The following is a 25,851-nucleotide window of genomic DNA, read 5'->3' as shown; positions in this document are numbered from 1 at the left end:
GTGCTGATCATTGAAACGCTGCCGATGCTGCGCCATGAAATTCGTCGCTGGCGGCAGGCAGGAAAACGCATCGCGCTGGTGCCGACCATGGGCAATCTGCATGACGGCCATTTAACGCTGGTAGACGAGGCGCGCGAGCGCGGCGATATTGTCGTGGTGTCGATTTTCGTCAACCCGATGCAGTTCGATCGCGCCGACGATCTGGCGCGCTACCCGCGCACGCTGCAGGAGGACTGCGAGAAGCTGAATCGCCGCAGCGTCGATGTGGTATTCGCGCCCGCGCCTGCGGAGGTTTATCCGCACGGGCTGGCGAACCAGACCTTTGTCGAAGTGCCGGTGCTGTCGTCGCTGCTGGAAGGCGCAAGCCGTCCCGGCCATTTTCGCGGCGTCGCCACTATCGTCAGCAAGCTGTTCAATCTGGTGCAGCCCGATATCGCCTGTTTCGGCGAAAAGGATTTTCAGCAGCTGGCGATTATTCGCAAGATGGTGGCCGATATGGGCTTCGATATCGAAATTGTCGGCGTGCCGACGGTGCGCGCCAAAGACGGCCTGGCGCTCAGTTCGCGCAACGGCTATCTCACCGACGACGAGCGTCAGCTCGCCCCCGCGCTGGCGCAGGTGATGAACGGCATGGCGGCGCGCCTCGCCAACGGCGAACGCCATATCGAAGAGATTATCGAAGCCGCCGAGGCGGAACTTAGCGAAAAAGGATTGCGTCCGGACGGACTGGCGATTTGCGACGCCGATACGCTGGAGCCGCTGACGGTCGAGAGCCGTCGCGCGGTGATCCTGATGGCGGCATGGCTGGGCAAAGCGCGTCTTATCGATAATCAACAGGTCGACCTCACGCAGTAGGCGGGGTCGTTTTCAGGCAGAACAACAAGGTCTTCTGGTTATGATACGTACCGTTTTACAAGGCAAGCTGCACCGCGTGAAGGTGACTCAGGCGGATTTGCACTATGAGGGTTCCTGCGCCATCGATCAGGATTTCCTCGACGCCTCCGGCATTCTGCAATATGAAGCCATTGATATCTATAACGTCACTAACGGTCAGCGCTTTTCCACCTATGCTATCGCCGCCGAACGCGGGTCGAAGATTATTTCAGTCAACGGCGCGGCGGCCCGCTGCGCCTGCGAAGGGGATATCCTGATTATCTGCTCTTACGTGCAGGTCGATGATGCGGAAGCGCGCCAGTGGCAGCCGAAGGTCGCCTATTTCGAAGGCGACAACGAAATGAAGCGTCTGGCGAAGGCGCTGCCGGTGCAGGTCGCCTGAGGGGGCAAGGTGCTGACGTGGTCGACGTGAGCCGATCGCAAAGACGCAAAAGACGGCATCCCTGCCTGCTCGGCCCACGCCTTCCATGGCAGGGGACGCTTTGCTCTTCGGTTCACGTCGCCCACTTATCAGGCTACTGAGCCGTCTGAAAAAAAAGCAGCCATCCGGCTGCTTTTTTTATCAGGTGCGCAGGCCGCGTCCGCGCTGGATCAGCGTGTAGACCAGAATATAAAACACTACGATAAAGGCGATCAGCACCGACAGGGTAAACACCAGCGGTACATCGTTGATGCCGAGGAAGCCGAAGCGGAAGCCGCTGATCATATAGACTACCGGGTTAAGCTTCGACACCGCCTGCCAGAACGGCGGCAGCAGCGTCAGCGAATAGAACACCCCACCCAGATAAGTGAGCGGCGTCAGCACAAAGGTCGGGATCAGGCTGATATCGTCGAAGGTGCGCGCGAACACCGCGTTCAGCAGGCCAGCCAGCGAAAAGAGGATCGCCGTCAGCAGCAGCGTCACTGCCACCATCGTCCAGGAGTGGACGTGGAACGGCACGAAAAACAGCGAAATTGCCGTGACCAGCACCCCGACGCAGAGACCGCGCGCCACGCCACCGCCGACATAGCCGGCGATAATAATGTGTGTCGGCACCGGCGCCACCAGCAGCTCTTCGATATTGCGCTGAAACTTGGCGCTGAAGAACGACGAGGCGACGTTGGCGTAGGCGTTGGTGATCACTGCCATCATAATCAGGCCCGGCACGATAAACTGCATATAGCTGAAGCCGTGCATATCGCCGATACGCGAGCCGATCAGGTTGCCGAAAATAATAAAATAGAGCGTCATGGTGATCACCGGCGGCACCAGCGTCTGGATCCAGATGCGCGCGAAACGGTTAATCTCCTTGGCCCAGATACTCTTCAGCGCTACCCAGTACAAATGTGTCATGCTTTCGCTCCTTTGCCCTGCACCAGGCTGACAAACAGCTCTTCCAGGCGGTTCGCTTTGTTACGCATGCTCAGTACCTGCACGCCCTGCGCGCTAAGCTGGCCGAACACGCTGTTCAGCCCCTGCTCGCGCATCACTTCGACCTCCAGCGTCGAGGCGTCCACCAGACGATACTGGAACCCTTCCAGCGTCGGCAGCGCGCTGCCCGGCGCGAGATCGAGAATAAAGGTTTCCGACTGCAGCTTGGCCAGCAACCCCTTCATAGAGGTGTTCTCCACCAGCTCGCCGCTCTGGATAATGCCGATGTTGCGGCACAGCATCTCCGCCTCTTCCAGATAGTGCGTCGTCAAAATAATGGTGGTGCCTTTTTCGTTCAGCTCTTTCAGGAAGGTCCACATCGAGCGTCGCAGCTCGATATCTACGCCCGCCGTCGGTTCATCGAGGATGAGCAGCTTCGGCTCATGCATCAGCGCGCGGGCAATCATCAGACGACGCTTCATGCCGCCGGAGAGCATCCGCGCGCGCTCGTTGCGCTTGCCCCAGAGATCGAGCTGCGTCAGATACTTTTCTGCGCGCTGCTGCGCCTCGCGGCGCTCAACGCCGTAGTAACCCGCCTGATTCACCACGATCTGCAGCACGGTCTCGAACGGGTTGAAGTTAAACTCCTGCGGCACCAGGCCGAGCTGGCGTTTGGCGTTGACCACCTCTTTTTCCAGGTCGTAGCCGAACACGCGCACGCTGCCGCCAGATTTGTTCACCAGCGAACTGATAATCCCGATGGTGGTCGATTTGCCCGCGCCGTTTGGCCCCAGCAGCGCATAAAAATCGCCGGCTTCGACGTTAAGATCTATCCCTTTCAGCGCCTGTACGCCGCCGGAATAGGTCTTGGTCAGCCGGGAAAGTTCCAGTGCATAAGTCATTCCGAATCCATATCCTGTTTTAATGTCGGTGTGTCGCGATGGACATAGCGAGCCGCTGGCTGACGCGATGTCGCCGCAACGTTGCTACTTATGATGAGCCACCCTGAGCGTAAAATCTTCCTGGATGGACACTTTTTTGCGGAGGTGAAGGCTGAACTCCTGAATCGGAGCACAGCCTACACCAGGCCGACATGGCCGGCCTTGGAAGATTGTGCGGTCAGGCTCAGGATTCGAGCGGCACCACTTTACCGATATAGGGCAGATGACGATAGCGCTGGGCGTAGTCGATGCCGAAGCCGACCACGAACTCGTCAGGAATGGCGAAACCGACATATTCCACCGTCACGTCCACTTCGCGACGCTCGGGCTTATCCAGCAGCGTGCAGATGGCGAGGGACTTCGGCTCGCGCAGGCGCAGGATCTCGCGCACCTTGCTCAGCGTGTTGCCGGAGTCGATGATATCTTCGACAATCAGCACATCTTTGCCGCGAATATCTTCGTCGAGATCTTTAAGGATTTTCACGTCGCGCGAGCTGGACATGCCGCTGCCGTAGCTGGAGGCGGTCATAAAGTCGACTTCGTGGGGCACCTCGACGGCGCGGCAGAGATCGGCCATAAACATAAAGGAGCCGCGCAGCAGTCCGACCAGCACCATTTCGCTGCCGCTGTCGCGATAGCGCTCGGAAATCTCTTTACCCAGTTCGGCAATGCGCGTTGCGATCGCCTCTTCGGAAATCATCACTTCAACAGTATGTTTCAAAACCTGTACTTCTCGTTGATTTTAAAGGGATCGTCCATCCTCAGCAGCGGATGAACAGAGAGAACCTGCTCAGACCAGAGCGGGTAACGATTCGCAGGAGAGTATCACAGCTTGCCAGACGCGGCGAGATGCAGCGCTAAAGCGCCGCCAGCCTCATCGTGCCTGGATGATATAAACTTAGAACTTACCGGCCTTTACCAGAACATTCCGCTGCATGTTAGCTTATGCCCAACATATCGTTACCTTACATCTGCGCTGAGCAGGAGATCCCATGTCCCATAACTCCAGTAAAAAAACCCATATTGGCGATCGTAAGCTGCATCCGGAAACCCAGATGCTTAACTACGGCTACGATCCGCGCCTGTCGGAAGGCGCGGTCAAACCGCCGGTGTTTCTGACCTCGACCTTTGTTTTTAACAGCGCCGAAGAGGGACGCGACTTCTTCGACTACGTGGCGGGACGGCGCGAACCGCCGGAAGGCAAAAGCGGCGGCCTGGTCTATTCGCGCTTTAACCATCCCAACAGCGAAATCGTTGAAGATCGTCTGGCGATCTATGAAGAAGCGGAGAGCTGCGCCCTGTTCTCGTCAGGCATGTCGGCCATCTCTACCACGCTGCTGACCTTTGCGCGCCCGGGCGATGTGATCCTGCACTCGCAACCGCTCTACGGCGGCACCGAGACGCTGCTGAGCAAAACGCTGCACAACCTGAATATCGAGCCGGTCGGCTTCAGCGACGGCACCGATGAGGAGAAAGTGCGCGCCGCCGCGCAGAAGGCGCTGAGCCTGGGACGCGTCGCGCTGATTCTGATCGAGACGCCCGCGAACCCCACCAACAGCCTGGTGGACATTGCGCTGATCGCGCGCATCGCCGACGAGATCGGCCAGCAGCAGGGATCGCGTCCGGTGGTGGCCTGCGACAATACGCTGCTCGGCCCGCTGTTTCAGCGTCCGCTGAACTTCGGCGCCGATATCTCGCTCTACTCGCTGACCAAATATGTTGGCGGCCATTCCGATTTGATCGCTGGCGCGGCGATGGGCAGCAAAGCGCTCATTACTCAGATACGCTCGCTGCGCAGCGCCATCGGCACCCAGCTCGATCCGCACTCCAGCTGGATGATTGGCCGTTCGCTGGAAACCCTGTCGCTGCGTATGGAGAAGGCCTGGCAGAACGCCGAGGCGGTGGCCGCCTTTTTGCGCGGCCATGAGAAGGTGGCGAAGCTGCAGTGGCTGCCCTACCTCGACGAGAACAGCGCCGAAGGCCGCACCTTCCGCCAGCAGTGCAGCGGCGCCGGTTCGACCTTTTCGTTCGACATTGTCGGCGGACAGCCCGCCGCGTTCCGCTTCCTTAACGCGCTGGCGCTGTTTAAGCAGGCGGTGAGCCTGGGCGGCACCGAGTCGCTTGCCAGCCATCCCGGCAGCACCACCCATTCCGGCGTGCCGGAGGCGGTCAGACAGCGCATCGGCATCAGCGACGCCACTATCCGTCTCTCGATTGGCATCGAGAACGCCGGCGATCTGGTGGAAGACATTCGCCTGGCGCTCGAGAAAGCCTGATCAGCCGACGCTGAAGCCCAGCATCATGCCGGTGTCTTCATGCTCCAGCAGATGGCAGTGCGCCATATAGGCGTGTTCGGCGGCGGCGCGATGGTCAAAGCGCACCAGCACTTCGCTGCGCCAGCCGTCGACATTGACCATATCTTTCCAGCCCTGCCGGTGCGGCGCAGGCGGCTTGCCGTTTTCTGAGAGAATGCGGAACTGCGTGCCGTGAATATGGAAAGGATGCAACATCTTGTCACCTTCGCCGGAGATGGTCCATTTTTCCAGCTGGCCGGGCGCGACGTTGAACATCGGCTTCGCCATATTAAAGGCCTGGCCGTTGATCTTGTTGCCGCTGTGGAAGTCGTAGCCTGCGCCGTGCGCGCTATGCATCGCCGCCATATCGTGACCTTCCATCTTCATCGCGCCGCCGCCGCTCTCTGCCGGCATGGCGTGATGCCCGCCCGCCTTGCCCATCGCTTTATCGCCATAGCGCTGCATCAGCGCCGCCATGCCTTGCTGGTCAAGTTGCGGATCCATCATTAGCTGTAGCCAGCGCGCGTTAGCGCCTTCCGCCGAGGGCACCGGCGGCAGCTGCACCAGGCTATCCGGCAGGGTCGCGCTCGCCATCACGCGCAGCGGCAGGATCTGCACCAGCGGCAGCGGCTGGTCGAACGGCGCCAGCGCCATGCCCATCTGCTCAACCGGCAGAGTGACGATATCGAAGCTTTTGCCGTCGGAGGTATCGACCATCACCTCGAAGCGCTCGCCCGGCAACAGCGGCAGCGATGCCACCCTCACCGGCTCCGCCAGCAGGCCGCCGTCGCTGCCGATAACATAGAGCGGTCGGTTGTCGCTGGCGGCGATATGCAGCGAACGCGCATTGCAGCCGTTCAGCAGGCGCAGGCGCAGCCAGCCGCGCGGCACCGCCTGCTGCGGATACTGGACGCCGTTGGTCAGCATCATATCGCCGAACCAGCCTACCGCGGCGCTCATAATGTCGAGCTGGTAGTCGATGCGGCTGCCGTCCTGGGTGAGCCGCTTGTCCTGGAAAATCAGCGGCACATCGTCCGATCCCCACTGCGACGGCAGACGCAGCTTGTCGGTTTCCTCATCCTGCAGCAGGATCAGCCCCGCCAGCCCCTGCGCCACCTGATGGCCGGTTTTGCCATGCAGGTGCGGATGGAACCAGCAGGTCGCGGCAGGCTGATCCGGCGTAAAGCTGACCTGCCGCGCCGCGCCAGGTTCGATGCGCGCCATCGGCCCGCCGTCGACGTCGCCCGGGATCGCCAGCCCGTGCCAGTGCAGCGTGGTCGCTTCCGGCAGCCGGTTAAGAATATTGACCGTGGTGGGTTTCCCGCGGCGCAGCACGATGGCCGGCCCCAGCAGCGCGCCGTTGTAGCCCCACGTCGGCACATCCTTGCCCTGCCACTGGCTGGTGCCGGTCATGGCGGTGATCTGGATCTGACCGCGCGGATCCGGCTCCAGCCGTGAAGGAACCGGCAGCAGCGGACGGCTGGCCGCCATCAGGGATCGACTCCAGAGGGGCAGCGCCCCGGCTGCGCTCAGCGCTGCGGTCAGCTTAAGAAAGTGGCGACGATGCATAGCTTATTCATCCGTGTGATAAGGGAACCACAGCCTAAACCCTTCCCCTGCGGGAGGGTCAAGCTCTTGATAGCGGAAACGCCTGAAAAAAGTGCTCAAGCCGGCGTCCAGCGGCAAAATAATCGGAATCCTGCCAGGCACTGTGCTATCGTCACATGATGATTAATGAATGAGAACCACTATGAAGAAAAGCATCAAGATCCTGTTACTGTCAGGACTCCTTGGCTTCTCCTCCACCAGTTTCGCTCTGAGCGAATCCGAAGCAGAAGATCTGGCCGATCTCACCGCGGTATTCGTTTATCTGAAAAATGATTGCGGCTACCAGGATCTGCCTGATGCGCAAATCCGCAAAGCTCTGGTGTTTTTCGCCCAGCAGAACCGCTGGGATTTAAGTAATTACGCTGCCTACAATATGAAGGCGCTTGGCGAGGCGAGCTACAAAGATCTGAGCGGCATCGCCATTACCAACGACAAGAAGTGTAAGTCGCTGGCGCGCGATTCCCTCAGCCTGCTCGCCTACGTTAAATAAGCCGCAAGCCCGCCTCTTCGCCGATCATTCGACCGTGCATGCACGGTCACTCCTGGTTATGATGTGTCGCTCTTTTTCATGGCGAAGTCATCAGAGAGGAGCCCACCATGGCGCAAAAAGAAATGTGGTATGAAACCCTTCATGCCGGTTTCGGACAATATTTCACGGTCGACAAAGAGCTGTACCGGGAAAAGACCACGCATCAGGATTTGATTATCTTCGAAAACGCGCAGATGGGCCGCGTAATGGCGCTGGACGGCGTGGTGCAGACCACCGAGCGCGACGAATTCATCTATCACGAAATGATGACGCACGTGCCGCTGCTGGCGCACGGCGCGGCGAAGCGCGTGCTGATCATCGGCGGCGGCGACGGCGCGATGCTGCGCGAGGTGGCGCGTCATCAGCAGCTGGAAAGCATCACAATGGTGGAGATTGACGCCGGCGTAGTGACCTTCTGCCAGCAGTATCTCCCTAATCACAGCCAGGGCGCTTATCAGGATCCGCGTCTCAATCTGGTGATCGACGACGGCGTAAACTTCGTCAACCAGACGCAGGAAAAATTCGACGTGATCATCTCCGACTGCACCGATCCTGTCGGTCCGGGCGAGAGCCTGTTTACCTCGGAGTTTTACGCGGGCTGTAAAAACGCTCTTAATCCCGGCGGAATTTTCGTGGCGCAGAATGGCGTCTGCTTTCTGCAGCAGGAAGAGGCGATCAACAGCCATCGTAAACTGAGCCACTATTTCGCCGACGTCAGTTTTTATCAGGCGGCGATACCGACCTATTACGGCGGCATTATGACTTTCGCCTGGGCGAGCGACAACGCGGCGCTGCGTCAGCTCGATCTCGCCACATTGCAGGCGCGTTTCGCTGAGGCTGGCCTGCCGTGCCGATACTACAATCCAGCAATCCATGCCGGTAGTTTCGCGCTGCCGCAGTACCTGCTGAACGCCCTTTATAAGGAGGTGAACCAAATTGCAAAAGCTTAAACTGCATGGCTTCAACAACCTGACCAAAAGCCTGAGTTTTTGTATTTACGATATTTGTTATGCGAATACTGAAGCCGAACGCGATGGCTATATCGCCTATATTGACGAGCAGTACAACGCCACTCGTCTGACCGAGATCCTGACGGAAACCTGCTCGATCATCGGCGCCAACGTGCTGAATATCGCGCGCCAGGATTATGAACCACAGGGCGCCAGCGTCACCATTCTGGTGAGCGAAGAGCCGATCGATCCAAAGGACATCGACAATTCGGAACATCCTGGCCCGCTGCCTAACTCCGTGGTGGCACACCTGGATAAGAGCCATATCTGCGTGCACACCTATCCGGAAAGCCATCCTGAAGGCGGTCTGTGCACTTTCCGCGCGGATATCGAAGTCTCAACCTGCGGCGTGATTTCTCCGCTGAAGGCGCTGAACTACCTGATCCACCAGCTGGAGTCCGATATCGTGACCGTCGACTATCGCGTGCGCGGCTTTACCCGCGACGTGAACGGCGTGAAACACTTTATCGATCATGAGATCAACTCCATCCAGAACTTTATGTCGGACGATATGAAGGCGATGTATGACATGGTGGATGTAAACGTTTATCAGGAAAATATCTTTCACACCAAAATGTTGCTGAAAGAGTTCGACCTGAAGCACTACCTGTTCAATACCCGTCCTGAAGATCTCAGCCCGGCGGAGCATAAGCGCATTACCGACCTGCTGTGGAAGGAGATGCGCGAGATTTACTACGGCCGCAATATTCCGGCGGTGGGATTGAAGACGTTTTAAAAGCGATGCGCGCTGTCAGCGACAGCGCGCTATCCGCCAGCTCAGTCCGTCAGCGCGAGCGCAATGCCGCGCTCGCGCAGCGTGCGGCACACCTCGTCGTCTAACCGGCTGTCGGTCACCACATCGGTCAGCTCATCCACCGGCGCGGCGCAGAACAGCGACCAGGAACCATATTTGCTGCTGTCCGCCAGCAGGATGCGGCGGCGCGCATTCGCCAGCAGATCGCGCTTTAGCCCGGCCTTCTCTTCCGTTGGCGTGGTGATGCCGCGCTCCAGACTCCAGGAGTTACAGCTGACGAAAGCGATATCGGGATTGATACTGCGCAGCAGACGGCGCCCGTGCTCGCCGACGCACGACTGGCTCGAGTCGTCGATGCGGCCGCCGATAATGGTCACTTCAATCTGTTTGAATTCCGAGAGAAACAGCGCGATATGCAGATCGGCGGTAATGACGCGCAGCGGCAAATGGGTGAGCTGACGCGCCAGTTCCAGCATAGTTGTGCCGGCGTCCAGCACTACCGCGTCGCCCGACTGTACGAAGGTGGCGGCGTGGTGGGCAATAGCCTGCTTCTCCGCCAGGTTACGCTGCATCTTCTCCAGCGTGGTGGGCTGCGCCGGAATAAAACGGTTCAGCGTGACGCCGCCGTGGCTGCGGCTAATCACCCCTTCTTTATCCAGCTTAATCAAATCACGTCGAATGGTTGCTGGCGAGGCGGAAATGGCGCTCACCAGCTGATCAACAGTCACCAGATTATGGCTTTTCAGATAGTCCATAATCTGGTCAAGGCGACTTTGTCCCTTCATATTTCCCTATGCTAGCTGCATCGCGAGTTTAATGGAGATCGCCATGCTCTCAGACTTCGCTTTACCTGTCCATGCGATATCAAAAGCGGTGCCGTGGTCGGCAGAGGTGCGGATAAACGGCAGACCGGCAGTGATATTGACGCCGTCGTAAAAGCCGAGCAATTTCAGCGGGATATGACCCTGATCGTGGTACATCGCCACCACAATGTCATACTGCCCTTCCTGACACTGCAGGAACACCGTGTCCGGCGGACAGGGACCGAAAACCTCAATGCCCTGCGCCTGCATCGCCTTCACCGCGGGGGCGACAGTGGTGATCTCCTCGTCGCCGAACAGGCCATTTTCGCCCGCGTGCGGATTGACGCCCGCCACCGCAATGCGCGGCTTCTCAAAGCCGACGCGGCGCAGGAAAGTGTCCGCCATGCCAATGACCGTTTCAATACGCGAGCGGTTCAGCGTGTCGAGAAACTTACGCAGCGCGATATGCGTCGTGACATGAATCACCTTCAACTTATCGGTGTAGAGCACCATCGCGTAATCTTTGGTGTCGGTCAGATGGGCCAGTAGCTCGGTATGGCCCGGATAGAGATGGCCCGCCGAGTGCAGCGCCTCTTTATTCAGCGGCGCAGTGGCGATGGCCTGCACTTCGCCCGCCAGCGCCAGTTCGGTGGCGCGCTTCACGCAGCGCCAGGCGAGATCGCCCGCCTGCTTCTGCACCACGCCTGGCTTTAGCGCTTCCGGATCGGCCAGCGGCTCGTCGATAACGTTGACGATACCTGGCGCGAAGTGCGCCTCTTTTACGCTATCCAGCACGCGCAGCTCGACCTGCGGCGTAATATTCAGGGCAAGAATGCGGCGCAGCGTCGCCGCGCATCCCACCACCACCGCCGGCGCGCCGTTAAGGTCGCCTTCCGCCAGCGCTTTGATGATGATCTCCGGGCTGATGCCCGCCGGATCGCCCATGGTCACCGCAATAATTTTACTCACTCGACTTCTCCTCAATAAAACGAATGGCTGCTACCAGGGTGTTTTCGTCGCCAAAACCGCCCGCTTTGGTCATCACCGGCAGGGTAAATTCACTGTTAAGCAGGACGCCGTGCGGCACGCAGCCCGCCACGATGCCCTGAATCTGGAAACCGCTGGCGCCCAGCGCCTGCGCGACCGCAATCGCCACGTCGCCGCCGGAGAGATAGAGCCCGGCCGGGCGCTGCGCGCGGCTGATGGCCAGGGTCAGCTCGCCCAGAAACTGACAAATCGCCTCGCCAAGCTGCTGGCGCGTGATCTGCTGCTGCTGACACAGCGCGTCGATCTCATGGCGCTGATCGGCATGCTGGCAGGTGCGGATCACCGTATGCCGGCCATTGCGCAGCGCGGCGAGCGCCTGATCCGTCCACTGCGCGCTATTCGGCCAGCGAGGGCGTTCAAACAGCTGGCGGATATCGATATCGACCAGTGCGATATTTCGCTGCGCCGCCAGCCGCGCGATCTGCTGCTGGGCGCTGGCGCTCATCGAGCCGATAACGGCCAGCACCGGCGCGGGGTGGCGTGCCGCCAGCTGGGCGCCAAGCGCGTCGCTCAGTCCGGCCGCGCCGACCAGCAGCGGCGTTTCCTCAAGCTGCGCGGCGGCGGCCAGGATAAGCGCGATGTCGCTTTCGCTTTCCGCATCGATCACTACCGCGCCCTGCTGCTCCGCCAGCAGCGCGGCAAAACGATCGCTGCGCAGCGCGGCGAGATCGATCTCGACGCCCGCGATCCCCATCTGCGTTAATACCCGCGCGCTGATCACCGGCGTTTTCGGATCGCTGGCGTATTCGGTCTCGGTCAGCGGCACGCCGTTTACCTGCACCTCGCCGCGGCGCGTGACGCGTCCCAGCCGAGGTACGGCAGGCGCGATCAGCGCCCGCTTTTTGCCGCTGGCGGCCAGCGCGGCGCGCACTTCGGCGCCGATATTGCCGCGCAGCGTGGAGTCGATCTTTTTAAATAGCCAGCCCCGGGCGATAAAAGCCTGATGTTGCCGCACTACCGCTTCGGTACGCGCCTCCGCCTCTGCGGCGCTGACGGCGCGGCTGTCGGTGCTGATCACCCAGACGTCGGCGGCTGCGCTATCCAGCGGCGTCTCGCTGCTGAACAGGACATGCACGCGAGCGCCCGCCTGCGCCAGACCGCTGCCTGCGTCGTTCGCGCCGGTAAAGTCATCGGCGATCACCAGCACGGGCGTTTTCCATGACCTCTGCGTCATCTTCTCTCCTGATTCGGCGATATGCCGCTGTTAATGATTATATTCAATCATGATTGATTATATGTGAGCAAGATCAAATTAATCGAAATCGATATGTCCTATAAATTGATGCACAGCAAGGGACAGATATCGCACTGAAATGAGCAAACCTAATCATTCGCTCCAGTTTCGCAGTAATAAGGGTATGAGATGAATATCAACAGCACGGTAATTAGCGGCTTCCAGGCGCTGAACGACATTAGCTATCTGCTGAAAGGAAAAGCCAGCGCGCTGCTGGTGACGGACAAGAATATTGAAACTATTCCGGCGGTGCAGGCGCTGATCGCCCAGCTGAAACAGCATATCGCCAGCGTGAGCGTGATTAACAGCGTGCCGCCGGAACCGAGCCAGCACGACGTCACCGCCGTGCTGGCGGCGCTGCCTACGCGCGACGTGGATCTGGTGATCGGCGTCGGCGGCGGCAGCGTGCTTGATGTCGCCAAGCTGCTGTCGGTGCTGTGCGTCGACAACGCCCCATCGCTGGAGGCGCTGCTGGCGGGCGAAAAGCCGACCGCGCGCACCACCTCGCTGCTGATCCCGACCACTGCAGGCACCGGCTCAGAAGCGACGCCGAACGCCATTCTGGCGATCCCGGAGCGTGAAACCAAAGTCGGCATTATCTCGCCGGTCATGCTGCCCGATTTCGTGGCGCTGGTGCCGGAGCTGACCACCAGCATGCCGCCGCATATCGCCTCTTCGACCGGCATCGATGCGCTTTGTCATCTGATCGAATGCTTCACCGCCACGGTGTCGAACCCGGTAAGCGACAACTACGCGCTAATTGGCATGAAAAAACTGTTCGCCAGCCTCGAAACCGCCGTTGCCGAGCCGCACAACCTGCAGGCGCGGCTGGATATGCTGTGGGCCTCTTATTACGGCGGCGCGGCGATCGCCCATGCGGGCACGCATCTGGTGCACGCCATGTCCTATCCGCTGGGCGGCAAATATCATCTGCCGCACGGCGTCGCTAACGCCATTTTGCTGGCGCCCTGCATGGCCTTTGTGCGCCCGGCCGCGGTGAAGAAATTCGCTCAGGCCTACGATCTGCTGCCGAATGCAGACCCTGCGCTGGACGATGAAGCCAAATCGCACGCGCTGGTGGACTATTTCACCGCGCTGGTTAAACGTTTGCAGCTGCCCGCCAGCCTTGAAGAGCTGGGCATCGGCCCGGATCACCTGCCCTATTTAGTGGAAGCGGCGCTCGACGTGCAGCGTCTGATGAAGAACGTGCCCGCTGCCGTCAGCGCGCATGACGTTCGCAACGTCTACCTGACGCTGTTCCCTTCACATCAGGAATAAAGAGGATTGTATGAGCCAGAAAATTACCGGCGTATTGACCGCTATTGTCACCTGTTTCGATCGGGAAGGCGCCTATAACCCTGAAGCCCAGCGCGAACAGGTAAAACGCCAGCTGGATGCAGGCAACGGCATCTTCTGCGGCGGCACCAACGGCGAGTTCTTTGTGCTCAACGAGCAGGAGAAGATCGCGGTCACCGAAACCTGCGTCGATGAAGTGAACGGCCGCGCGCCGGTCGTGGCGCATATCGGCGAGATCTCGACGCGTGAAACCATCCGTCTCGGCAGGCAGATTGCGAAGCTCGGGGTGGATGCGGTGTCGGTGATCACGCCCTACTTCGTGCCGCTTAAGCAGGACGAGCTGATTTATCACTATCAAACGGTGGCTGACGCGCTGGATGTGCCGCTGTTTCTCTACAACATTCCGGCGCGCACCGGCAACACGCTGCAGCCGGAAACCGTACGTACCCTGGCGTCTCATCCCAACATTATCGGCATCAAAGATTCGGCGGGCAGCTATGAAAGCCTGAGCGGCTTTATTAAGGCGGCGAAAGGCATCGATCGCTTCGACGTCCTCAACGGGCCGGACTCGCTGATCCATCAGGGCTTCGTCGACGGCTGCTCCGCCTGTATCTCCGGCCTGGCCAACGCCGCGCCAAAAGAGATCAACGCCATCTGGGCGCGCTTCAACGCAGGCGATATCGAGGGGTCGCGCGCGGCGCAGGAGAACGTCACCGGCCTGCGCACCGATCTCTACAGCATCGGCTTCTCGCCGGCGGCGGTAAAGAAAGCGGTTTCCCTGCTGGGCTACGACGTCGGCGACAGCCGCTATGCGGTGCGATTCAGCGCTGAGGAAGAGCAAAAAATCCGTCAGGTCGTCAATCAGTACCTGAAGTAATGGCCGTCAGGGCAGCCGTTGCTGCCCTTGCCTGTTTGACTTACACACCGGGAAACGCGATGAAAGTAATCTGCACCTCGCCGTCGTTCGCTAAATATGACACGACGCCGATCGATACCCTGAAACAGCAGGGCTTTGAGCTGGTCACCCTGCCCGCCGACGCGACGCCTGAAGCGCTGGCGCCGCATCTGCCGGAGACCGTGGCGATGATTGTCGCCTTTACCGAGGTAAACGAGGCGCTGCTGGCGCAGGCGCCGCAGCTGAGGATCGTCTGCAAGCACGGCGTCGGCGTCGATAATATCGATCTCGACGCCACGCGCGCGCGCGGCATTTACGTCACCAACGTGCCGGACGCCAACAAGCACGCCGTCGCCGACTTCGCCTTTGCGCTGATCCTCAACGCCGCGCGCCAGCTGACGCAGGCGGTCACGGAAACGCGCGCGGGCGGCTGGCCGCGTATCTTCGCCACCGACGTCTACGGCAAAACGCTGGGCATTGTCGGCCTGGGCAATATTGGCAAGCAGGTGGCGCTGCGCGCGAAAGGCTTCAATATGCGCGTTATCGCCTTTGATTTTTATCCTGACGAGGCCTTTGCCGCCGAGCACGGCGTCGCCTTTGTCAGCCTCGACCAGCTCACCGACGAGAGCGATTTCATTACGCTGCACACGCCGCTGACCGACGAGACGCGCAACCTGTTCGACGGCGCGCGCCTGCGTCGCATGAAGAAGCGCGCCTTCCTGATCAACGTCTCGCGCGGCGGCGTGGTGAATGAGGAAGATCTCTTTCATGCGCTACAGGACAACGTAATTGCTGGCGCGGCGGCCGACGTTTTTGTTCAGGAACCGCTGACCTCGCATCCGCTGTTTAGCCTGCCGAATTTTATCCCGACGTCGCATATCGCTGGCTACACCGACGGCGCCATCAGCGCCATCGGCGAACGCTGCGTGGCGCAGATTGTGCAGTGCGTCCGTCAGGGCGAGCGGCCGGTAAACGTCATGAATGGGCTGGCATAAGCGCCGCCCTCGCCTGCAACCAGATTCGAGTGGAAAATAATGATGAACCCTACGCTGCGCTCGACCAAAATCCGCTGGTGGATCGCTGGCCTGATGTGGCTGGCCGTCGCCATTAACTATATTGACCGGACGGTGCTCTCCGCCGCCGCGCCGCATCTGATCACCGAGCTGGAGATCAACCCGGAGATGATGGGCCTGATTATGGCCGCCTTCTTCTGGTCCTATGCGCTGCTGCAAATCCCGGCGGGCTGGTTCGCCGATCGCTTCGGCCAGAAAAAAGGGCTCGGCATCGCGGTAGGCTGGTGGTCGATCGCCACCATGGCGATGGGACTGGCGACCGGCTTTAAATCGCTGCTGGCGCTGCGCCTGGCGCTGGGCGTCGGCGAAGCGGCCGCCTATCCCAGCAACGCGGGCATTGCCGCGCGCTGGTTCCCGGATCGCGAGCGCGCCACCGTATCGGGACTGTTCGACAGCGCCTCGAAATTCGGCGGCGCGGTGGCGATGCCGCTGATCGTCTGGATGATCGCCATGGTGGACTGGCGCATCACCTTTCTGGCGATCGGCGCCGTCGGCCTGTTTTGGGTCATCGCCTGGTATTTTATCTATGCCGAGAACCCGGAAGATCATAAAAAGATCGATCAGAACGAAGTTCGGCTAATCCGTGACGGCCAGGCGCAGAAGCACGGCGAGAAAGGCGTGCGTCCGATGAAGTGGTACAGGCTGCTGCGCTACCGCAATATCTGGGCGATGTGCATCGGCTTTTTCACCATCAACTACACCTCCTACTTTTTTATTACCTGGCTGCCGACCTACCTGGTGAAAGACAAGGGCATGGACTTTCTGAAGATGGGCTTCGTCGCCGCGCTGCCGCTGATTTGCGGCATGGTGATCGAGGTGCTGGCGGGTTGGGCGTCGGATCGCATGGTGCATAAAAAGGTGCTGTCGCTGACCGCCACGCGCAAGCTCTTCCTGACCATTGGCCTGCTGATGGCGCTCTGCATCGGTTTTGCGCCCTTTACCGAATCGGTGTTTATGACCGTACTGCTGCTCTGTATCGCCAAGTCGGGCACCACCGTCGCCGCCTCGCAGGTTTGGGCGCTGCCGGGCGATGTCGCGCCGAAGAACAGCGTCTCTATCGTCGCCGGGCTGCAGAACACGGTGTCGAATATGGGCGGCGCGGTCGGTCCGATTATTACCGGCGCCATTGTCGGCGCCACCGGCAACTTTACCTGGGCGCTGGTCTTCTCCGCCGTGCTGGTGGTGATCGGCATCCTCAACTATCTGTTCCTGATGGGCAAAGTTGAGCCGATTGTCGATGAAGAGAAGGCGCAGGAGCCGCAGGCGGTCGCCAGCGGCGTCTGACCGGCGCGTGAAAAAAGGCTCTGATAGCGATCGGAGCCTTTTTGCGTTTAACGCGGCACGCGTACCCCGGTGAAAATCGCTTTGCCGATGCGGGCAATCGCCGCATTACTCTGTACAAGCGTCGCCTCTGTTTGCGTAATATAGATAGCGATAATCAGCGGTTTGCCGTTTTGCGGCCATACCACGCTGATAATCGATCGCGAGCCATACTCTCCTGCGCCGGTTTTGTCGGCGATGCTCCAGCCCGTCGGCAAAACAGAACGCAGCAGCGCATCCGCCACTTTGTCATCGCGCATCCATTGCAGCAGCTGCGCGCGGGAAGCGGGCGTCAGCGCCTCGCCCAGCGTCAGCTGGCGCAGCGTCTCGCTAACGGCCAGCGGCGTGGTGGTATCACGCACATCGCCGGGAATAGCGCTGTTTAGCTCCGGCTCGGAGCGGTCGAGCCGCGTGACCTTGTCGCCCAGATCGGCGAAAAAACGCGTCACCGCGATCGGGCCGCCCAGCTTTTTCGCGATCAGATTCGCCGCCGCGTTATCGCTGTAGCTTATCGCCGCGCTGCAGAGCTGCTGCCAGCTCATCTCGGCGGGTGCGACAAACTTTTCGGTCACCGGCGAATAGGTGACCAGCGCGGTGCGATCGAACTGCGTGCGCTCCGTAAGCCGCAGTTTGCCTTTATCCTGCGCGCTGAGCAGCGCACCGCACAGCAGCGCCTTATGCGTGCTGTTAAGCGGGAAGCGCTCGTTGCCGCGATAGCTGGCGACGCTTTCCGCGCCGGTATCGATGACGGCGATGCCGATACGCGCCTTCAGCGCCTGCTCTTCCTGCTGCGCAACGGCCGCCACTCCTTCGTTGTTTATCGAAGCCTGAGCGAGCGCGGCGCTAAGCAGTAGGGAAGCGGCAAGAAGTTTTGTCACTGAAAACATCATGATTGTCCTTAATGTAGGGTTCGCATAGAGCTTGCCCTTTCGCGTGCCGCTACGCAAAGCTAAAACCGCAAGGTCGTTAACTCAGTCTGTCAGCGGTATATTCGCTCGGCTGGCAATTGAAAAATTTTTGAAAAAGAAGCGGCGCGCTATTGCGCCCGGCTGCACGTGCCGGATAAGCGTGCCGCGAACGACGCCATTATTGCCGCCATCGCCTGGCAGCACGATATGGTGCTGGTCACCCGCAACGTAGAGGACTTTACCGGCATGGGCGCGCAGTTGCTTAATCCCTGGGAATGGCCGAGCTGACTCAGCGTCCCTGTAAAAACTGACGGTAGGCGTTCATCACGGCGAGAAAATCCTCCACTCCGCAGAACGACAGGCTCTCTTCGTCGTAGTAGTTCATGCCCTCTTCCAGCCCGTCATCCTCTAAGGCGAGATGGTTGGCGCGGATCATGATCTCTTCATCGTCCATCCACAGCGTATATTCGTGGCCAATGCGCTGCCACTGGCGCTCGCTGCCCTTGATGCCGCGCATCGCGGCTTCGACCTCGTCCAGCAGCGCCAGGTTCTCCTTCACTTCCTCGTTGAACCAGTGGCCCACCGCCTCGTGATCCATCGACATGCGTACTTTCACCTGTCCGGTGAGGTCGCGTAAAAATTCGTATTCCATGGGCTAACCCTTTGGTTAATGACGCGAGTGAATCCGCACCAAAATAGTGTGTGCGCATCATCAACGCTAAAGTGAGATCGGGGCGACATTATTGCGGGGAAAAGACAAAAGAAAAAGGGGCGATAATCGCCCCTTTGGTTTTTAGTGAGTCATTCAGACCGCGGTCTGGAAAATCACATTGTCCGCTTTATCGGTGTACTGATCCAGCTGATCAAAGTTGAGGTAGCGGTAGGTGTCGCTGGCGGTTTTATCCACCTGCGCCATGAACTGCTGGTACTCGTCCGGCGTCGGCAGTTTGCCGAGCAGCGAAGAGACCGCGGCCAGTTCAGCCGATGCCAGATAAACGTTGGCGCCGGTGCCGAGACGGTTCGGGAAGTTACGCGTCGAGGTGGAGACCACCGTCGCGCCGTCCTGCACGCGCGCCTGGTTACCCATGCAGAGCGAGCAGCCCGGGATCTCGATACGCGCGCCGCTCTTGCCGAAGACGCTGTAGTAGCCCTCTTCGGTCAGCTGAGCCGCATCCATCTTGGTCGGCGGCGCCACCCACAAGCGGGTCGGCAGCTGACCTTTATGGCTGTCGAGCAGTTTACCTGCCGCACGGAAGTGGCCGATGTTGGTCATGCACGAGCCGATAAACACTTCGTCAATCTTCTCGCCCTGCACGTCAGAGAGCAGACGCGCGTCGTCCGGATCGTTCGGCGCGCACAGGATCGGCTCTTTGATATCAGCCAGATCGATCTCGATCACCGCCGCGTATTCGGCGTCGGCGTCCGCTTCCAGCAGCTGCGGATCCGCCAGCCATTTTTCCATGCCCTGGATACGGCGCTCCAGCGTACGGCGATCGCCGTAGCCTTCCGCGATCATCCACTTCAGCAGCACGATGTTGGAGCTGAGGTATTCGATAATCGGCGCTTTATCCAGCTTGATGGTACAGCCCGCCGCCGAACGCTCGGCCGAGGCGTCAGTCAGTTCGAACGCCTGCTCGACCTTCAGATCCGGCAGACCTTCAATCTCCAGAATGCGGCCAGAGAAGATGTTCTTTTTGCCTTTCTTCTCAACGGTCAGCAGACCCTGTTTGATGGCGTACAGCGGAATAGCGTGCACCAGATCGCGCAGGGTGATGCCCGGCTGCATTTTGCCTTTAAAGCGCACCAGCACGGATTCAGGCATATCGAGCGGCATTACGCCGGTCGCGGCGGCGAAGGCCACCAGGCCAGAACCCGCCGGGAAAGAGATGCCGATCGGGAAGCGAGTATGCGAGTCGCCGCCGGTGCCGACGGTATCCGGCAGCAGCATGCGGTTCAGCCATGAGTGGATCACGCCGTCGCCCGGACGCAGCGAGACGCCGCCGCGGTTCATAATGAAGTCCGGCAGCGTGTGGTGCGTATTGACGTCAACCGGCTTCGGATAGGCGGCGGTGTGGCAGAACGACTGCATCACCAGGTCGGCAGAGAAGCCGAGGCACGCCAGATCTTTCAGCTCGTCGCGCGTCATCGGACCGGTGGTGTCCTGAGAACCTACCGACGTCATCTTCGGCTCGCAGTACGCGCCGGGACGCACGCCATCAACGCCGCAGGCGCGGCCGACCATTTTCTGCGCCAGCGAGTAGCCGCGCGTACTTTCCGCCACGTCTTTCGCCTGACGGAAAACGTCGCTGTGCGGCAGGCCCAGCGATTCGCGCGCTTTGCTGGTGAGGCCGCGGCCGATGATCAGCGGAATACGGCCGCCGGCGCGTACTTCGTCGATCAGCACATCGGTTTTCAGCGTAAAGCTGGCAAGCAGCTCGCCGGTTTCGTGGTTACGCACTTCGCCTTTATAGGGGTAGACGTCGATCACGTCGCCCATATTCAGCTCGCCTACGTCCACTTCGATTGGCAGCGCGCCCGCATCTTCCATCGTGTTGAAGAAGATTGGCGCGATTTTACTGCCCAGCACCAGACCGCCGCCTTTTTTGTTCGGGACGTTCGGGATATCGTCGCCCATGAACCAGAGTACGGAGTTGGTCGCTGATTTACGGGAAGAGCCGGTGCCGACGACGTCGCCGACGTAAGCCAGCGGATAGCCTTTGGCCTGCAGCGCTTCAATCTGTTTGATCGGGCCGACGTTGCCCGGCTCATCCGGATTGATGCCTTCACGGGCGTTTTTCAGCATCGCCAGCGCGTGCAGTGGAATATCCGGGCGAGACCATGCATCCGGCGCCGGAGAAAGGTCGTCGGTGTTGGTTTCGCCGGTCACTTTGAACACGGTGACGGTAATTTTTTCTGCCAGCTCAGGACGTGACAGATACCACTCGGCGTTCGCCCAGGATTGCATTACCTGTTGCGCATGGGTATTGCCCGCTTTCGCTTTTTCTTCAACGTCGTAGAAGTTGTCAAACATCAGCAGCGTGTGCGACAGCGCTTTGGCGGCAATCGGCGCCAGCTTCTCGTTGTCCAGCGCCTCAATCAGCGGATGAATGTTGTAACCGCCTTGCATGGTGCCCAGCAGTTCAATCGCTTTTTCGGGGGATACCAGAGGAGAGGTCGTTTCGCCTTTAGCCACCGCGGCAAGGAAACCCGCTTTAACGTAGGCGGCTTCATCAACGCCGGGTGGGACACGGTTGACCAACAGATCGGTCAGGAATTCTTCTTCACCCGCTGGCGGGTTTTTCAGCAGTTCAACCAGCGCGGCCATCTGGGAAGCATCTAACGGCTTAGGTACGATCCCCTGGGCGGCACGCTCGGCAACGTGCTTACGGTATTCTACTAGCACGACGTTCTCCTCGCTCACATTGTATGGGTTTCCGGTGCACCCTGGTGACAAAGCATTCCATGAGTAGGGTAAGGTGCCCGGTTCCGCGTGGGGCAGCATAGCAGGGTTCAGGCTGTTTGTTAATCTGTTTACAAAAACACAACATAATTAACAGGGTAAAAAAGTGCGGTTTTTACGTTTATGGGCTAGCTGACGAGCAAAGCTGGTTTGAGAAAGATTTCGTTAGCGCGCTCTGGTCTTACGTCGTGGCATAAAGGCATGGGCATGAGTGTTTTGTAATATGCGGGTATAACTTTTTGACTTACTTTTATTGAGAATATGAACGTGAGGGTTATGGGTTTTATTGCTGAAAGCGAGTGATTATGCGTAAGCGTCCGGCATCAAGAATGATTGTTCTGTCACCTGAAAATCGTATTCTCCTTTTTCATTTTCATCATCAAAACGATGCGCTTGCCGGTCAATCCTACTGGGCAACGCCAGGTGGCGGACTTAAAAAAGAGGAGTCTTTCGAAGAAGCGGCCTCGCGAGAGCTGTACGAGGAAACAGGCTTTATATGTAAAACACCCGGCCCGCAGTTAGCGAAAAGAAGCTTTACGATGATGCTGCCGGGCGGAGAAGCCGTTCTCGCCGACGAGCGTTTCTTTATGGTGCGGGTGAAGGGCAAGGAGATCAACGTTACCGGCTGGAGTCATAATGAACAGCGCGTCATTCGAAGGCATCACTGGTGGACAATAGATGAGATTGAGCGGTCGGAAGAAACTATTTTTCCTCGCGATCTCATGATCGATTTAGTGAAATCAAAACAGAGCCGCCAGTAAAAAAGCCCCCTTTCGGAGGCTTTCTCTGAACCAGCAAAAAACTTACTTCTTCTTCGCTTTCGGGTTCGGCAGGTCAGTGATGCTGCCTTCGAAGATCTCAGCCGCCAGGCCAACCGACTCGTGCAGCGTCGGGTGCGCGTGGATAGTCAGCGCCATATCTTCCGCGTCGCAGCCCATCTCGATCGCCAGACCGATTTCGCCCAGCAGCTCGCCGCCGTTGGTGCCGACAACCGCGCCGCCGATGACGCGATGCGTCTCTTTGTCGAAAATCAGCTTGGTCATGCCGTCAGCGCAGTCAGAGGCGATAGCACGGCCAGAGGCCGCCCACGGGAAGGTCGCCGTCTCGTAGCTGATGCCCTTCTCTTTCGCTTCTTTCTCGGTCAGGCCGACCCATGCCACTTCCGGCTCGGTATAGGCGATTGACGGGATCACTTTCGGGTCGAAATAGTGCTTCATGCCGGCGATAACTTCTGCCGCCACGTGGCCTTCGTGCACGCCTTTATGCGCCAGCATCGGCTGGCCGACGATATCGCCGATAGCGTAGATGTGCGGAACGTTGGTGCGCATCTGCTTGTCGACGCGAATAAAGCCGCGATCGTCCACTTCCACGCCCGCTTTACCGGCATCCAGACCTTTGCCGTTCGGCACGCGGCCGATCGCCACCAGCACCGCGTCGTAACGCTGCGGTTCGGCCGGCGCTTTTTTGCCTTCCATGGTGACGTAGATACCGTCTTCTTTCGCTTCAACCGCGGTGACTTTGGTTTCCAGCATCAGATTGAACTGCTTCGCGATACGTTTGGTGAAGACCTTCACCACGTCTTTGTCGGCAGCCGGGATAACCTGATCGAACATCTCGACTACGTCGATCTGCGAACCCAGCGCGTGGTAAACGGTACCCATTTCGAGGCCGATAATACCGCCGCCCATCACCAGCATGCGCTCCGGCACTTCTTTCAGCTCCAGCGCATCGGTAGAGTCCCATACGCGCGGGTCGTCGTGCGGAATAAACGGCAGCGTGATCGGACGAGAGCCGGCCGCGATAATAGCGTTGTCGAAGTTGATGGTGGTCGCGCCGCCTTCCCCTTCCACAACCAGAGTATTTGCACCGGTGAATTTGCCCAGGCCGTTAACCACTTTGACTTTACGACCTTTCGCCATGCCAGCAAGACCGCCGGTCAGCTGGTTGATCACTTTCTCTTTCCAGGTGCGGACTTTGTTGATGTCCGTAGAGGGCTGGCCAAACACGATGCCGTGCTCTTCCAGGGCTTTCGCCTCTTCGATCACTTTAGCAACGTGCAGCAGCGCTTTTGACGGGATACAGCCCACGTTCAGACAGACACCGCCGAGGGTGCTGTAACGCTCTACCAGTACGGTTTCCAGACCTAAATCAGCGCAACGGAAGGCTGCAGAGTAACCTGCAGGACCAGCCCCAAGTACCACGACCTGGGTTTTAATCTCTGTACTCATCATGACCTCTTAGTTGTGATCCGGCGGGTCAGACGTAGAGCGCTTCTCATCAGGCTGGTCGGCCACTTGCATCCGGGCAGTGCGCGGCGCCTTGCGTATCTTGAGTACGCTGCGGGTTCTGCGCGCTGGGCGTCAACAACTGACTGCGCCAGGTACGCCTGACGAAACAGGCTCACGATGTCCTTTGCTCCACCGGGACATTTTTCACCGCAAGAGTTTACAGAATTGTTAACAAACTGCAAACCGCGATGCCACGAATCTTTACAACAAGGCCGGCGATTGCCGGCCTTGATTGTGCTTACATCACCAGACGGCGAATGTCGGACAACATATTGCCGATGATGGTGATGAAACGAGCACCATCCGCTCCGTCGATCACGCGGTGGTCGAAGGACAACGAGATCGGCATCATCAGGCGCGGCACAAACTCTTTGCCGTTCCAGACCGGCTCCATCGCCGATTTGGAGACGCCGAGGATAGCCACTTCCGGCGCGTTGACGATCGGCGCGAAGTGCGTGGTGCCGAGGCCGCCAAGGCTGGAGATGGTGAAGCAGCCGCCCTGCATGTCGCTAGCGGTCAGCTTGCCGTCGCGCGCTTTCTTCGAGGTCGCCATCAGCTCGCGAGAGAGCTCGGTGATGCCTTTCTTATTCACGTCTTTAAAGACCGGAACCACCAGACCGTTCGGCGTATCGACCGCCACGCCGATATTGATGTACTTCTTCAGCGTCAGGCGCTGCGCATCTTCTGACAGCGAGCTGTTGAAGCGCGGCATCTGCTCCAGCGCGGCAGCGACCGCTTTCATGATGAACACCACCGGGGTGAACTTCACGTCCAGCTTGCGCTTCTCGGCTTCGGCATTCTGCTGCTTGCGGAACGCTTCCAGATCGGTGATATCGGTTTTGTCGAAGTGCGTAACGTGCGGGATAACCACCCAGTTGCGGCTCAGGTTAGCGCCAGAGATTTTCTGGATGCGACCCAGTTCCACTTCTTCCACTTCGCCGAACTTGCTGAAGTCCACTTTAGGCCACGGCAGCAGACCCGGCAGGCTTCCACCGCTGGCGGCAGCAGCCGGTGCCGCTTCAGCGCGTTTCACCGCCTCTTTCACGTAGCTCTGCACATCTTCTTTCAGGATGCGGCCTTTACGGCCGGTGCCCTTCACCTTCGCCAGGTTAACGCCGAACTCGCGCGCCAGACGACGGATAACCGGCGTCGCGTGCACGTAGGCGTCGTTCTCGGCGAAGTCGCCTTTCGCGTCAGCTTTCGGCGCTGCCGGTGCGGCAGGCGCTTCAGCTTTAGCCGGAGCCTGTGCGGGCGCGGCTTCCTGCTTCGGCGCTTCGGCTTTCGCCGCGCCTTCCACTTCGAAGACCATGATCAGCGATCCGGTGCTCACTTTATCGCCGGTAGAGACTTTCAGCTCTTTGACGGTGCCGGCAAACGGCGCGGGCACTTCCATTGAGGCTTTATCGCCTTCGACGACGATCAGTGACTGCTCGGCTTCGACTTTGTCGCCGACTTTCACCAGCACTTCGGTGACTTCGACTTCGTCGCCGCCGATATCAGGCACGTTGACCTCTTTCGCGCCAGCGGTCGCCGCCGGTGCTGAAGCCGCCGCTTCTTTCACTTCCGGCTTCGCGGCAGCAGCAGGCGCCGCGCCTTCCGCTTCGAAGACCATGATCAGCGAGCCGGTGCTCACTTTCGCGCCGGTTTCGATCTTGATCTCTTTCACCGTGCCGGCGAAAGGCGCAGGCACTTCCATCGAGGCTTTATCGCCTTCGACGACGATCAGCGACTGCTCAGCTTCGATTTTGTCGCCGACTTTCACCAGGATCTCGGTGACTTCAACTTCGTCGCCGCCGATATCCGGGACGTTGACATCTTTGGCTGCGGTAGAGGCGGCCGCCGGCGCCGGAGCGGCTTCGGCCTTCTTCTCTTCCGCCGCTGGCGCAGCGTCTGCCGCCGCGCCCTCTGCGTCAAAAATCATAATCAGGGAGCCGGTTTCAACTTTGTCGCCGGTCGCGATTTTGATCTCTTTCACTACGCCTGCCTGCGGCGAAGGAACTTCCATAGAGGCTTTGTCGCCTTCTACGGTGATCAGCGACTGCTCGGCTTCCACCTTGTCGCCAACCTTCACCAGAATCTCGGTGACTTCAACTTCATCAGACCCGATATCCGGTACCTTAATTTCAGTAGCCATTACTCTTTTACC

The 25,851-nt window shown here is 59.3% G+C and carries 24 protein-coding genes; 12 read left to right on the top strand and 12 right to left on the bottom strand.

What is annotated here, in order from left to right; genetic code table 11:
* The gene (gene panC / locus HA46_RS01965) at positions 1-855 is read left to right on the top strand and encodes a pantoate--beta-alanine ligase (protein WP_033793537.1); all 855 of its coding nucleotides are present in this window, start codon (positions 1-3) and stop codon (positions 853-855) included.
* 40 nt (positions 856-895) lie between these two features.
* On the top strand, positions 896-1,276 hold the full coding sequence (gene panD, locus HA46_RS01960; RefSeq protein ID WP_084882011.1) for an aspartate 1-decarboxylase: 381 nt from the start codon (positions 896-898) through the stop codon (positions 1,274-1,276).
* A gap of 180 nt (positions 1,277-1,456) precedes the next feature.
* Here the strand turns inward: panD and HA46_RS01955 are convergent, their stop codons facing one another.
* From HA46_RS01955 to hpt, 3 genes are all read right to left on the bottom strand, one after another.
* On the bottom strand, positions 1,457-2,227 hold the full coding sequence (locus HA46_RS01955; protein ID WP_084882010.1) for an ABC transporter permease: 771 nt from the start codon (positions 2,225-2,227) through the stop codon (positions 1,457-1,459).
* Positions 2,224-3,147 carry an ABC transporter ATP-binding protein gene (locus HA46_RS01950; RefSeq protein WP_033749543.1) on the bottom strand — a complete coding sequence of 308 codons (924 nt, stop codon included), beginning with the start codon at positions 3,145-3,147 and terminating at the stop codon, positions 2,224-2,226. Before HA46_RS01950 ends, HA46_RS01955 begins: the two co-directional genes overlap by 4 nt.
* Positions 3,148-3,370: 223 nt before the next feature.
* Positions 3,371-3,907 carry a hypoxanthine phosphoribosyltransferase gene (gene hpt, locus HA46_RS01945; protein WP_071997496.1) on the bottom strand — a complete coding sequence of 179 codons (537 nt, stop codon included), beginning with the start codon at positions 3,905-3,907 and terminating at the stop codon, positions 3,371-3,373.
* A 271-nt stretch (positions 3,908-4,178) separates the two neighbouring features.
* Between hpt and HA46_RS01940 the strand changes: the two genes are divergently transcribed.
* Positions 4,179-5,462, top strand: a complete 1,284-nt coding sequence (locus HA46_RS01940) for a cystathionine gamma-synthase family protein (RefSeq protein ID WP_033793533.1) — start codon at positions 4,179-4,181, stop codon at positions 5,460-5,462.
* On the opposite strand, the gene cueO is transcribed toward HA46_RS01940, so the two are convergent.
* Positions 5,463-7,049 (bottom strand): multicopper oxidase CueO, encoded by a 1,587-nt coding sequence (cueO, locus tag HA46_RS01935; RefSeq protein WP_084882009.1) that lies wholly within the window; start codon positions 7,047-7,049, stop codon positions 5,463-5,465.
* A gap of 181 nt (positions 7,050-7,230) precedes the next feature.
* Here cueO and HA46_RS01930 point away from each other — a divergent pair, with 181 nt between their 5' ends.
* From HA46_RS01930 to speD, 3 genes are all read left to right on the top strand, one after another.
* On the top strand, positions 7,231-7,578 hold the full coding sequence (locus HA46_RS01930; protein ID WP_033749537.1) for a YacC family pilotin-like protein: 348 nt from the start codon (positions 7,231-7,233) through the stop codon (positions 7,576-7,578).
* A gap of 107 nt (positions 7,579-7,685) precedes the next feature.
* Positions 7,686-8,567 (top strand): polyamine aminopropyltransferase, encoded by an 882-nt coding sequence (speE, locus tag HA46_RS01925; RefSeq protein ID WP_084882008.1) that lies wholly within the window; start codon positions 7,686-7,688, stop codon positions 8,565-8,567.
* Positions 8,554-9,363, top strand: a complete 810-nt coding sequence (speD, locus tag HA46_RS01920; protein WP_033793530.1) for an adenosylmethionine decarboxylase — start codon at positions 8,554-8,556, stop codon at positions 9,361-9,363. Before speE ends, speD begins: the two co-directional genes overlap by 14 nt.
* Before the next feature lie 41 nt (positions 9,364-9,404).
* On the opposite strand, the gene HA46_RS01915 is transcribed toward speD, so the two are convergent.
* From HA46_RS01915 to dtnK, 3 genes are read right to left on the bottom strand one after another with little or no spacing between them, the layout of a single operon-like run.
* Positions 9,405-10,166, bottom strand: a complete 762-nt coding sequence (locus HA46_RS01915) for a DeoR/GlpR family DNA-binding transcription regulator (protein WP_033793529.1) — start codon at positions 10,164-10,166, stop codon at positions 9,405-9,407.
* Between the two features lie 6 nt (positions 10,167-10,172).
* Positions 10,173-11,153, bottom strand: a complete 981-nt coding sequence (locus tag HA46_RS01910; RefSeq protein ID WP_033793528.1) for a D-threonate 4-phosphate dehydrogenase — start codon at positions 11,151-11,153, stop codon at positions 10,173-10,175.
* Positions 11,146-12,405 (bottom strand): D-threonate kinase, encoded by a 1,260-nt coding sequence (gene dtnK, locus HA46_RS01905; RefSeq protein WP_084882007.1) that lies wholly within the window; start codon positions 12,403-12,405, stop codon positions 11,146-11,148. Before dtnK ends, HA46_RS01910 begins: the two co-directional genes overlap by 8 nt.
* A gap of 189 nt (positions 12,406-12,594) precedes the next feature.
* Here dtnK and HA46_RS01900 point away from each other — a divergent pair, with 189 nt between their 5' ends.
* Genes HA46_RS01900 through HA46_RS01885 form a run of 4 tightly spaced genes read left to right on the top strand, consistent with a single transcriptional unit; the run spans position 12,595 to position 17,013 of the window.
* Positions 12,595-13,743 (top strand): iron-containing alcohol dehydrogenase, encoded by a 1,149-nt coding sequence (locus HA46_RS01900; RefSeq protein ID WP_084882006.1) that lies wholly within the window; start codon positions 12,595-12,597, stop codon positions 13,741-13,743.
* 10 nt (positions 13,744-13,753) lie between these two features.
* Positions 13,754-14,638: a dihydrodipicolinate synthase family protein gene (locus HA46_RS01895; protein ID WP_084882005.1), complete on the top strand. Its 885-nt coding sequence runs from the start codon at positions 13,754-13,756 to the stop codon at positions 14,636-14,638.
* Between the two features lie 59 nt (positions 14,639-14,697).
* Positions 14,698-15,651, top strand: coding sequence for a phosphoglycerate dehydrogenase (locus HA46_RS01890; protein WP_084882004.1), 954 nt, complete (start codon positions 14,698-14,700; stop codon positions 15,649-15,651).
* 42 nt (positions 15,652-15,693) lie between these two features.
* The gene (locus HA46_RS01885) at positions 15,694-17,013 is read left to right on the top strand and encodes an MFS transporter (RefSeq protein WP_084882003.1); all 1,320 of its coding nucleotides are present in this window, start codon (positions 15,694-15,696) and stop codon (positions 17,011-17,013) included.
* 47 nt (positions 17,014-17,060) lie between these two features.
* Here HA46_RS01885 and bla read toward each other — a convergent pair whose 3' ends face one another.
* Positions 17,061-17,936, bottom strand: a complete 876-nt coding sequence (gene bla, locus HA46_RS01880) for a class A beta-lactamase (protein WP_084882002.1) — start codon at positions 17,934-17,936, stop codon at positions 17,061-17,063.
* 168 nt (positions 17,937-18,104) lie between these two features.
* On the opposite strand from bla, the gene HA46_RS20675 reads away from it, so the two are divergent.
* On the top strand, positions 18,105-18,245 hold the full coding sequence (locus tag HA46_RS20675; protein WP_143807568.1) for a type II toxin-antitoxin system VapC family toxin: 141 nt from the start codon (positions 18,105-18,107) through the stop codon (positions 18,243-18,245).
* A gap of 1 nt (position 18,246) precedes the next feature.
* Here HA46_RS20675 and yacL read toward each other — a convergent pair whose 3' ends face one another.
* Together yacL and acnB are read right to left on the bottom strand one after the other, a co-directional pair.
* Positions 18,247-18,609: a protein YacL gene (gene yacL, locus HA46_RS01875; RefSeq protein ID WP_033749520.1), complete on the bottom strand. Its 363-nt coding sequence runs from the start codon at positions 18,607-18,609 to the stop codon at positions 18,247-18,249.
* A gap of 153 nt (positions 18,610-18,762) precedes the next feature.
* Positions 18,763-21,360: a bifunctional aconitate hydratase 2/2-methylisocitrate dehydratase gene (acnB, locus tag HA46_RS01870; protein WP_143807567.1), complete on the bottom strand. Its 2,598-nt coding sequence runs from the start codon at positions 21,358-21,360 to the stop codon at positions 18,763-18,765.
* Between the two features lie 362 nt (positions 21,361-21,722).
* Between acnB and HA46_RS01865 the strand changes: the two genes are divergently transcribed.
* Positions 21,723-22,178, top strand: a complete 456-nt coding sequence (locus tag HA46_RS01865; RefSeq protein WP_084882000.1) for an NUDIX hydrolase — start codon at positions 21,723-21,725, stop codon at positions 22,176-22,178.
* A 42-nt stretch (positions 22,179-22,220) separates the two neighbouring features.
* On the opposite strand, the gene lpdA is transcribed toward HA46_RS01865, so the two are convergent.
* Both lpdA and aceF read right to left on the bottom strand, forming a co-directional pair.
* On the bottom strand, positions 22,221-23,645 hold the full coding sequence (gene lpdA / locus HA46_RS01860; protein WP_033749657.1) for a dihydrolipoyl dehydrogenase: 1,425 nt from the start codon (positions 23,643-23,645) through the stop codon (positions 22,221-22,223).
* Between the two features lie 298 nt (positions 23,646-23,943).
* Positions 23,944-25,839, bottom strand: a complete 1,896-nt coding sequence (gene aceF, locus HA46_RS01855; protein ID WP_033793513.1) for a pyruvate dehydrogenase complex dihydrolipoyllysine-residue acetyltransferase — start codon at positions 25,837-25,839, stop codon at positions 23,944-23,946.
* Positions 25,840-25,851 lie beyond the last annotated feature (12 nt).

Origin of the sequence: Pantoea septica (assembly GCF_002095575.1) — a bacterium.
In the GTDB taxonomy this organism is placed as follows: Bacteria; Pseudomonadota; Gammaproteobacteria; order Enterobacterales; family Enterobacteriaceae; genus Pantoea; species Pantoea septica.
This window is presented reverse-complemented; position numbering and strand designations above follow the sequence as displayed.

Excerpts from the sequence above, each read along its gene's own strand:
- panD (WP_084882011.1), top strand. The coding sequence starts at position 896 with ATGATACGTACCGTTTTACAAGGCAAGCTGCACCGCGTGAAGGTGACT.
- HA46_RS01955 (WP_084882010.1), bottom strand. The coding sequence starts at position 2,227 with ATGACACATTTGTACTGGGTAGCGCTGAAGAGTATCTGGGCCAAGGAG.
- HA46_RS01950 (WP_033749543.1), bottom strand. The coding sequence starts at position 3,147 with ATGACTTATGCACTGGAACTTTCCCGGCTGACCAAGACCTATTCCGGC.
- HA46_RS01940 (WP_033793533.1), top strand. The coding sequence starts at position 4,179 with ATGTCCCATAACTCCAGTAAAAAAACCCATATTGGCGATCGTAAGCTG.
- cueO (WP_084882009.1), bottom strand. The coding sequence starts at position 7,049 with ATGCATCGTCGCCACTTTCTTAAGCTGACCGCAGCGCTGAGCGCAGCC.
- HA46_RS01930 (WP_033749537.1), top strand. The coding sequence starts at position 7,231 with ATGAAGAAAAGCATCAAGATCCTGTTACTGTCAGGACTCCTTGGCTTC.
- speE (WP_084882008.1), top strand. The coding sequence starts at position 7,686 with ATGGCGCAAAAAGAAATGTGGTATGAAACCCTTCATGCCGGTTTCGGA.
- HA46_RS01915 (WP_033793529.1), bottom strand. The coding sequence starts at position 10,166 with ATGAAGGGACAAAGTCGCCTTGACCAGATTATGGACTATCTGAAAAGC.
- dtnK (WP_084882007.1), bottom strand. The coding sequence starts at position 12,405 with ATGACGCAGAGGTCATGGAAAACGCCCGTGCTGGTGATCGCCGATGAC.
- HA46_RS01900 (WP_084882006.1), top strand. The coding sequence starts at position 12,595 with ATGAATATCAACAGCACGGTAATTAGCGGCTTCCAGGCGCTGAACGAC.
- HA46_RS01895 (WP_084882005.1), top strand. The coding sequence starts at position 13,754 with ATGAGCCAGAAAATTACCGGCGTATTGACCGCTATTGTCACCTGTTTC.
- HA46_RS01890 (WP_084882004.1), top strand. The coding sequence starts at position 14,698 with ATGAAAGTAATCTGCACCTCGCCGTCGTTCGCTAAATATGACACGACG.
- HA46_RS01885 (WP_084882003.1), top strand. The coding sequence starts at position 15,694 with ATGAACCCTACGCTGCGCTCGACCAAAATCCGCTGGTGGATCGCTGGC.
- bla (WP_084882002.1), bottom strand. The coding sequence starts at position 17,936 with ATGTTTTCAGTGACAAAACTTCTTGCCGCTTCCCTACTGCTTAGCGCC.
- yacL (WP_033749520.1), bottom strand. The coding sequence starts at position 18,609 with ATGGAATACGAATTTTTACGCGACCTCACCGGACAGGTGAAAGTACGC.
- HA46_RS01865 (WP_084882000.1), top strand. The coding sequence starts at position 21,723 with ATGCGTAAGCGTCCGGCATCAAGAATGATTGTTCTGTCACCTGAAAAT.
- lpdA (WP_033749657.1), bottom strand. The coding sequence starts at position 23,645 with ATGAGTACAGAGATTAAAACCCAGGTCGTGGTACTTGGGGCTGGTCCT.
- aceF (WP_033793513.1), bottom strand. The coding sequence starts at position 25,839 with ATGGCTACTGAAATTAAGGTACCGGATATCGGGTCTGATGAAGTTGAA.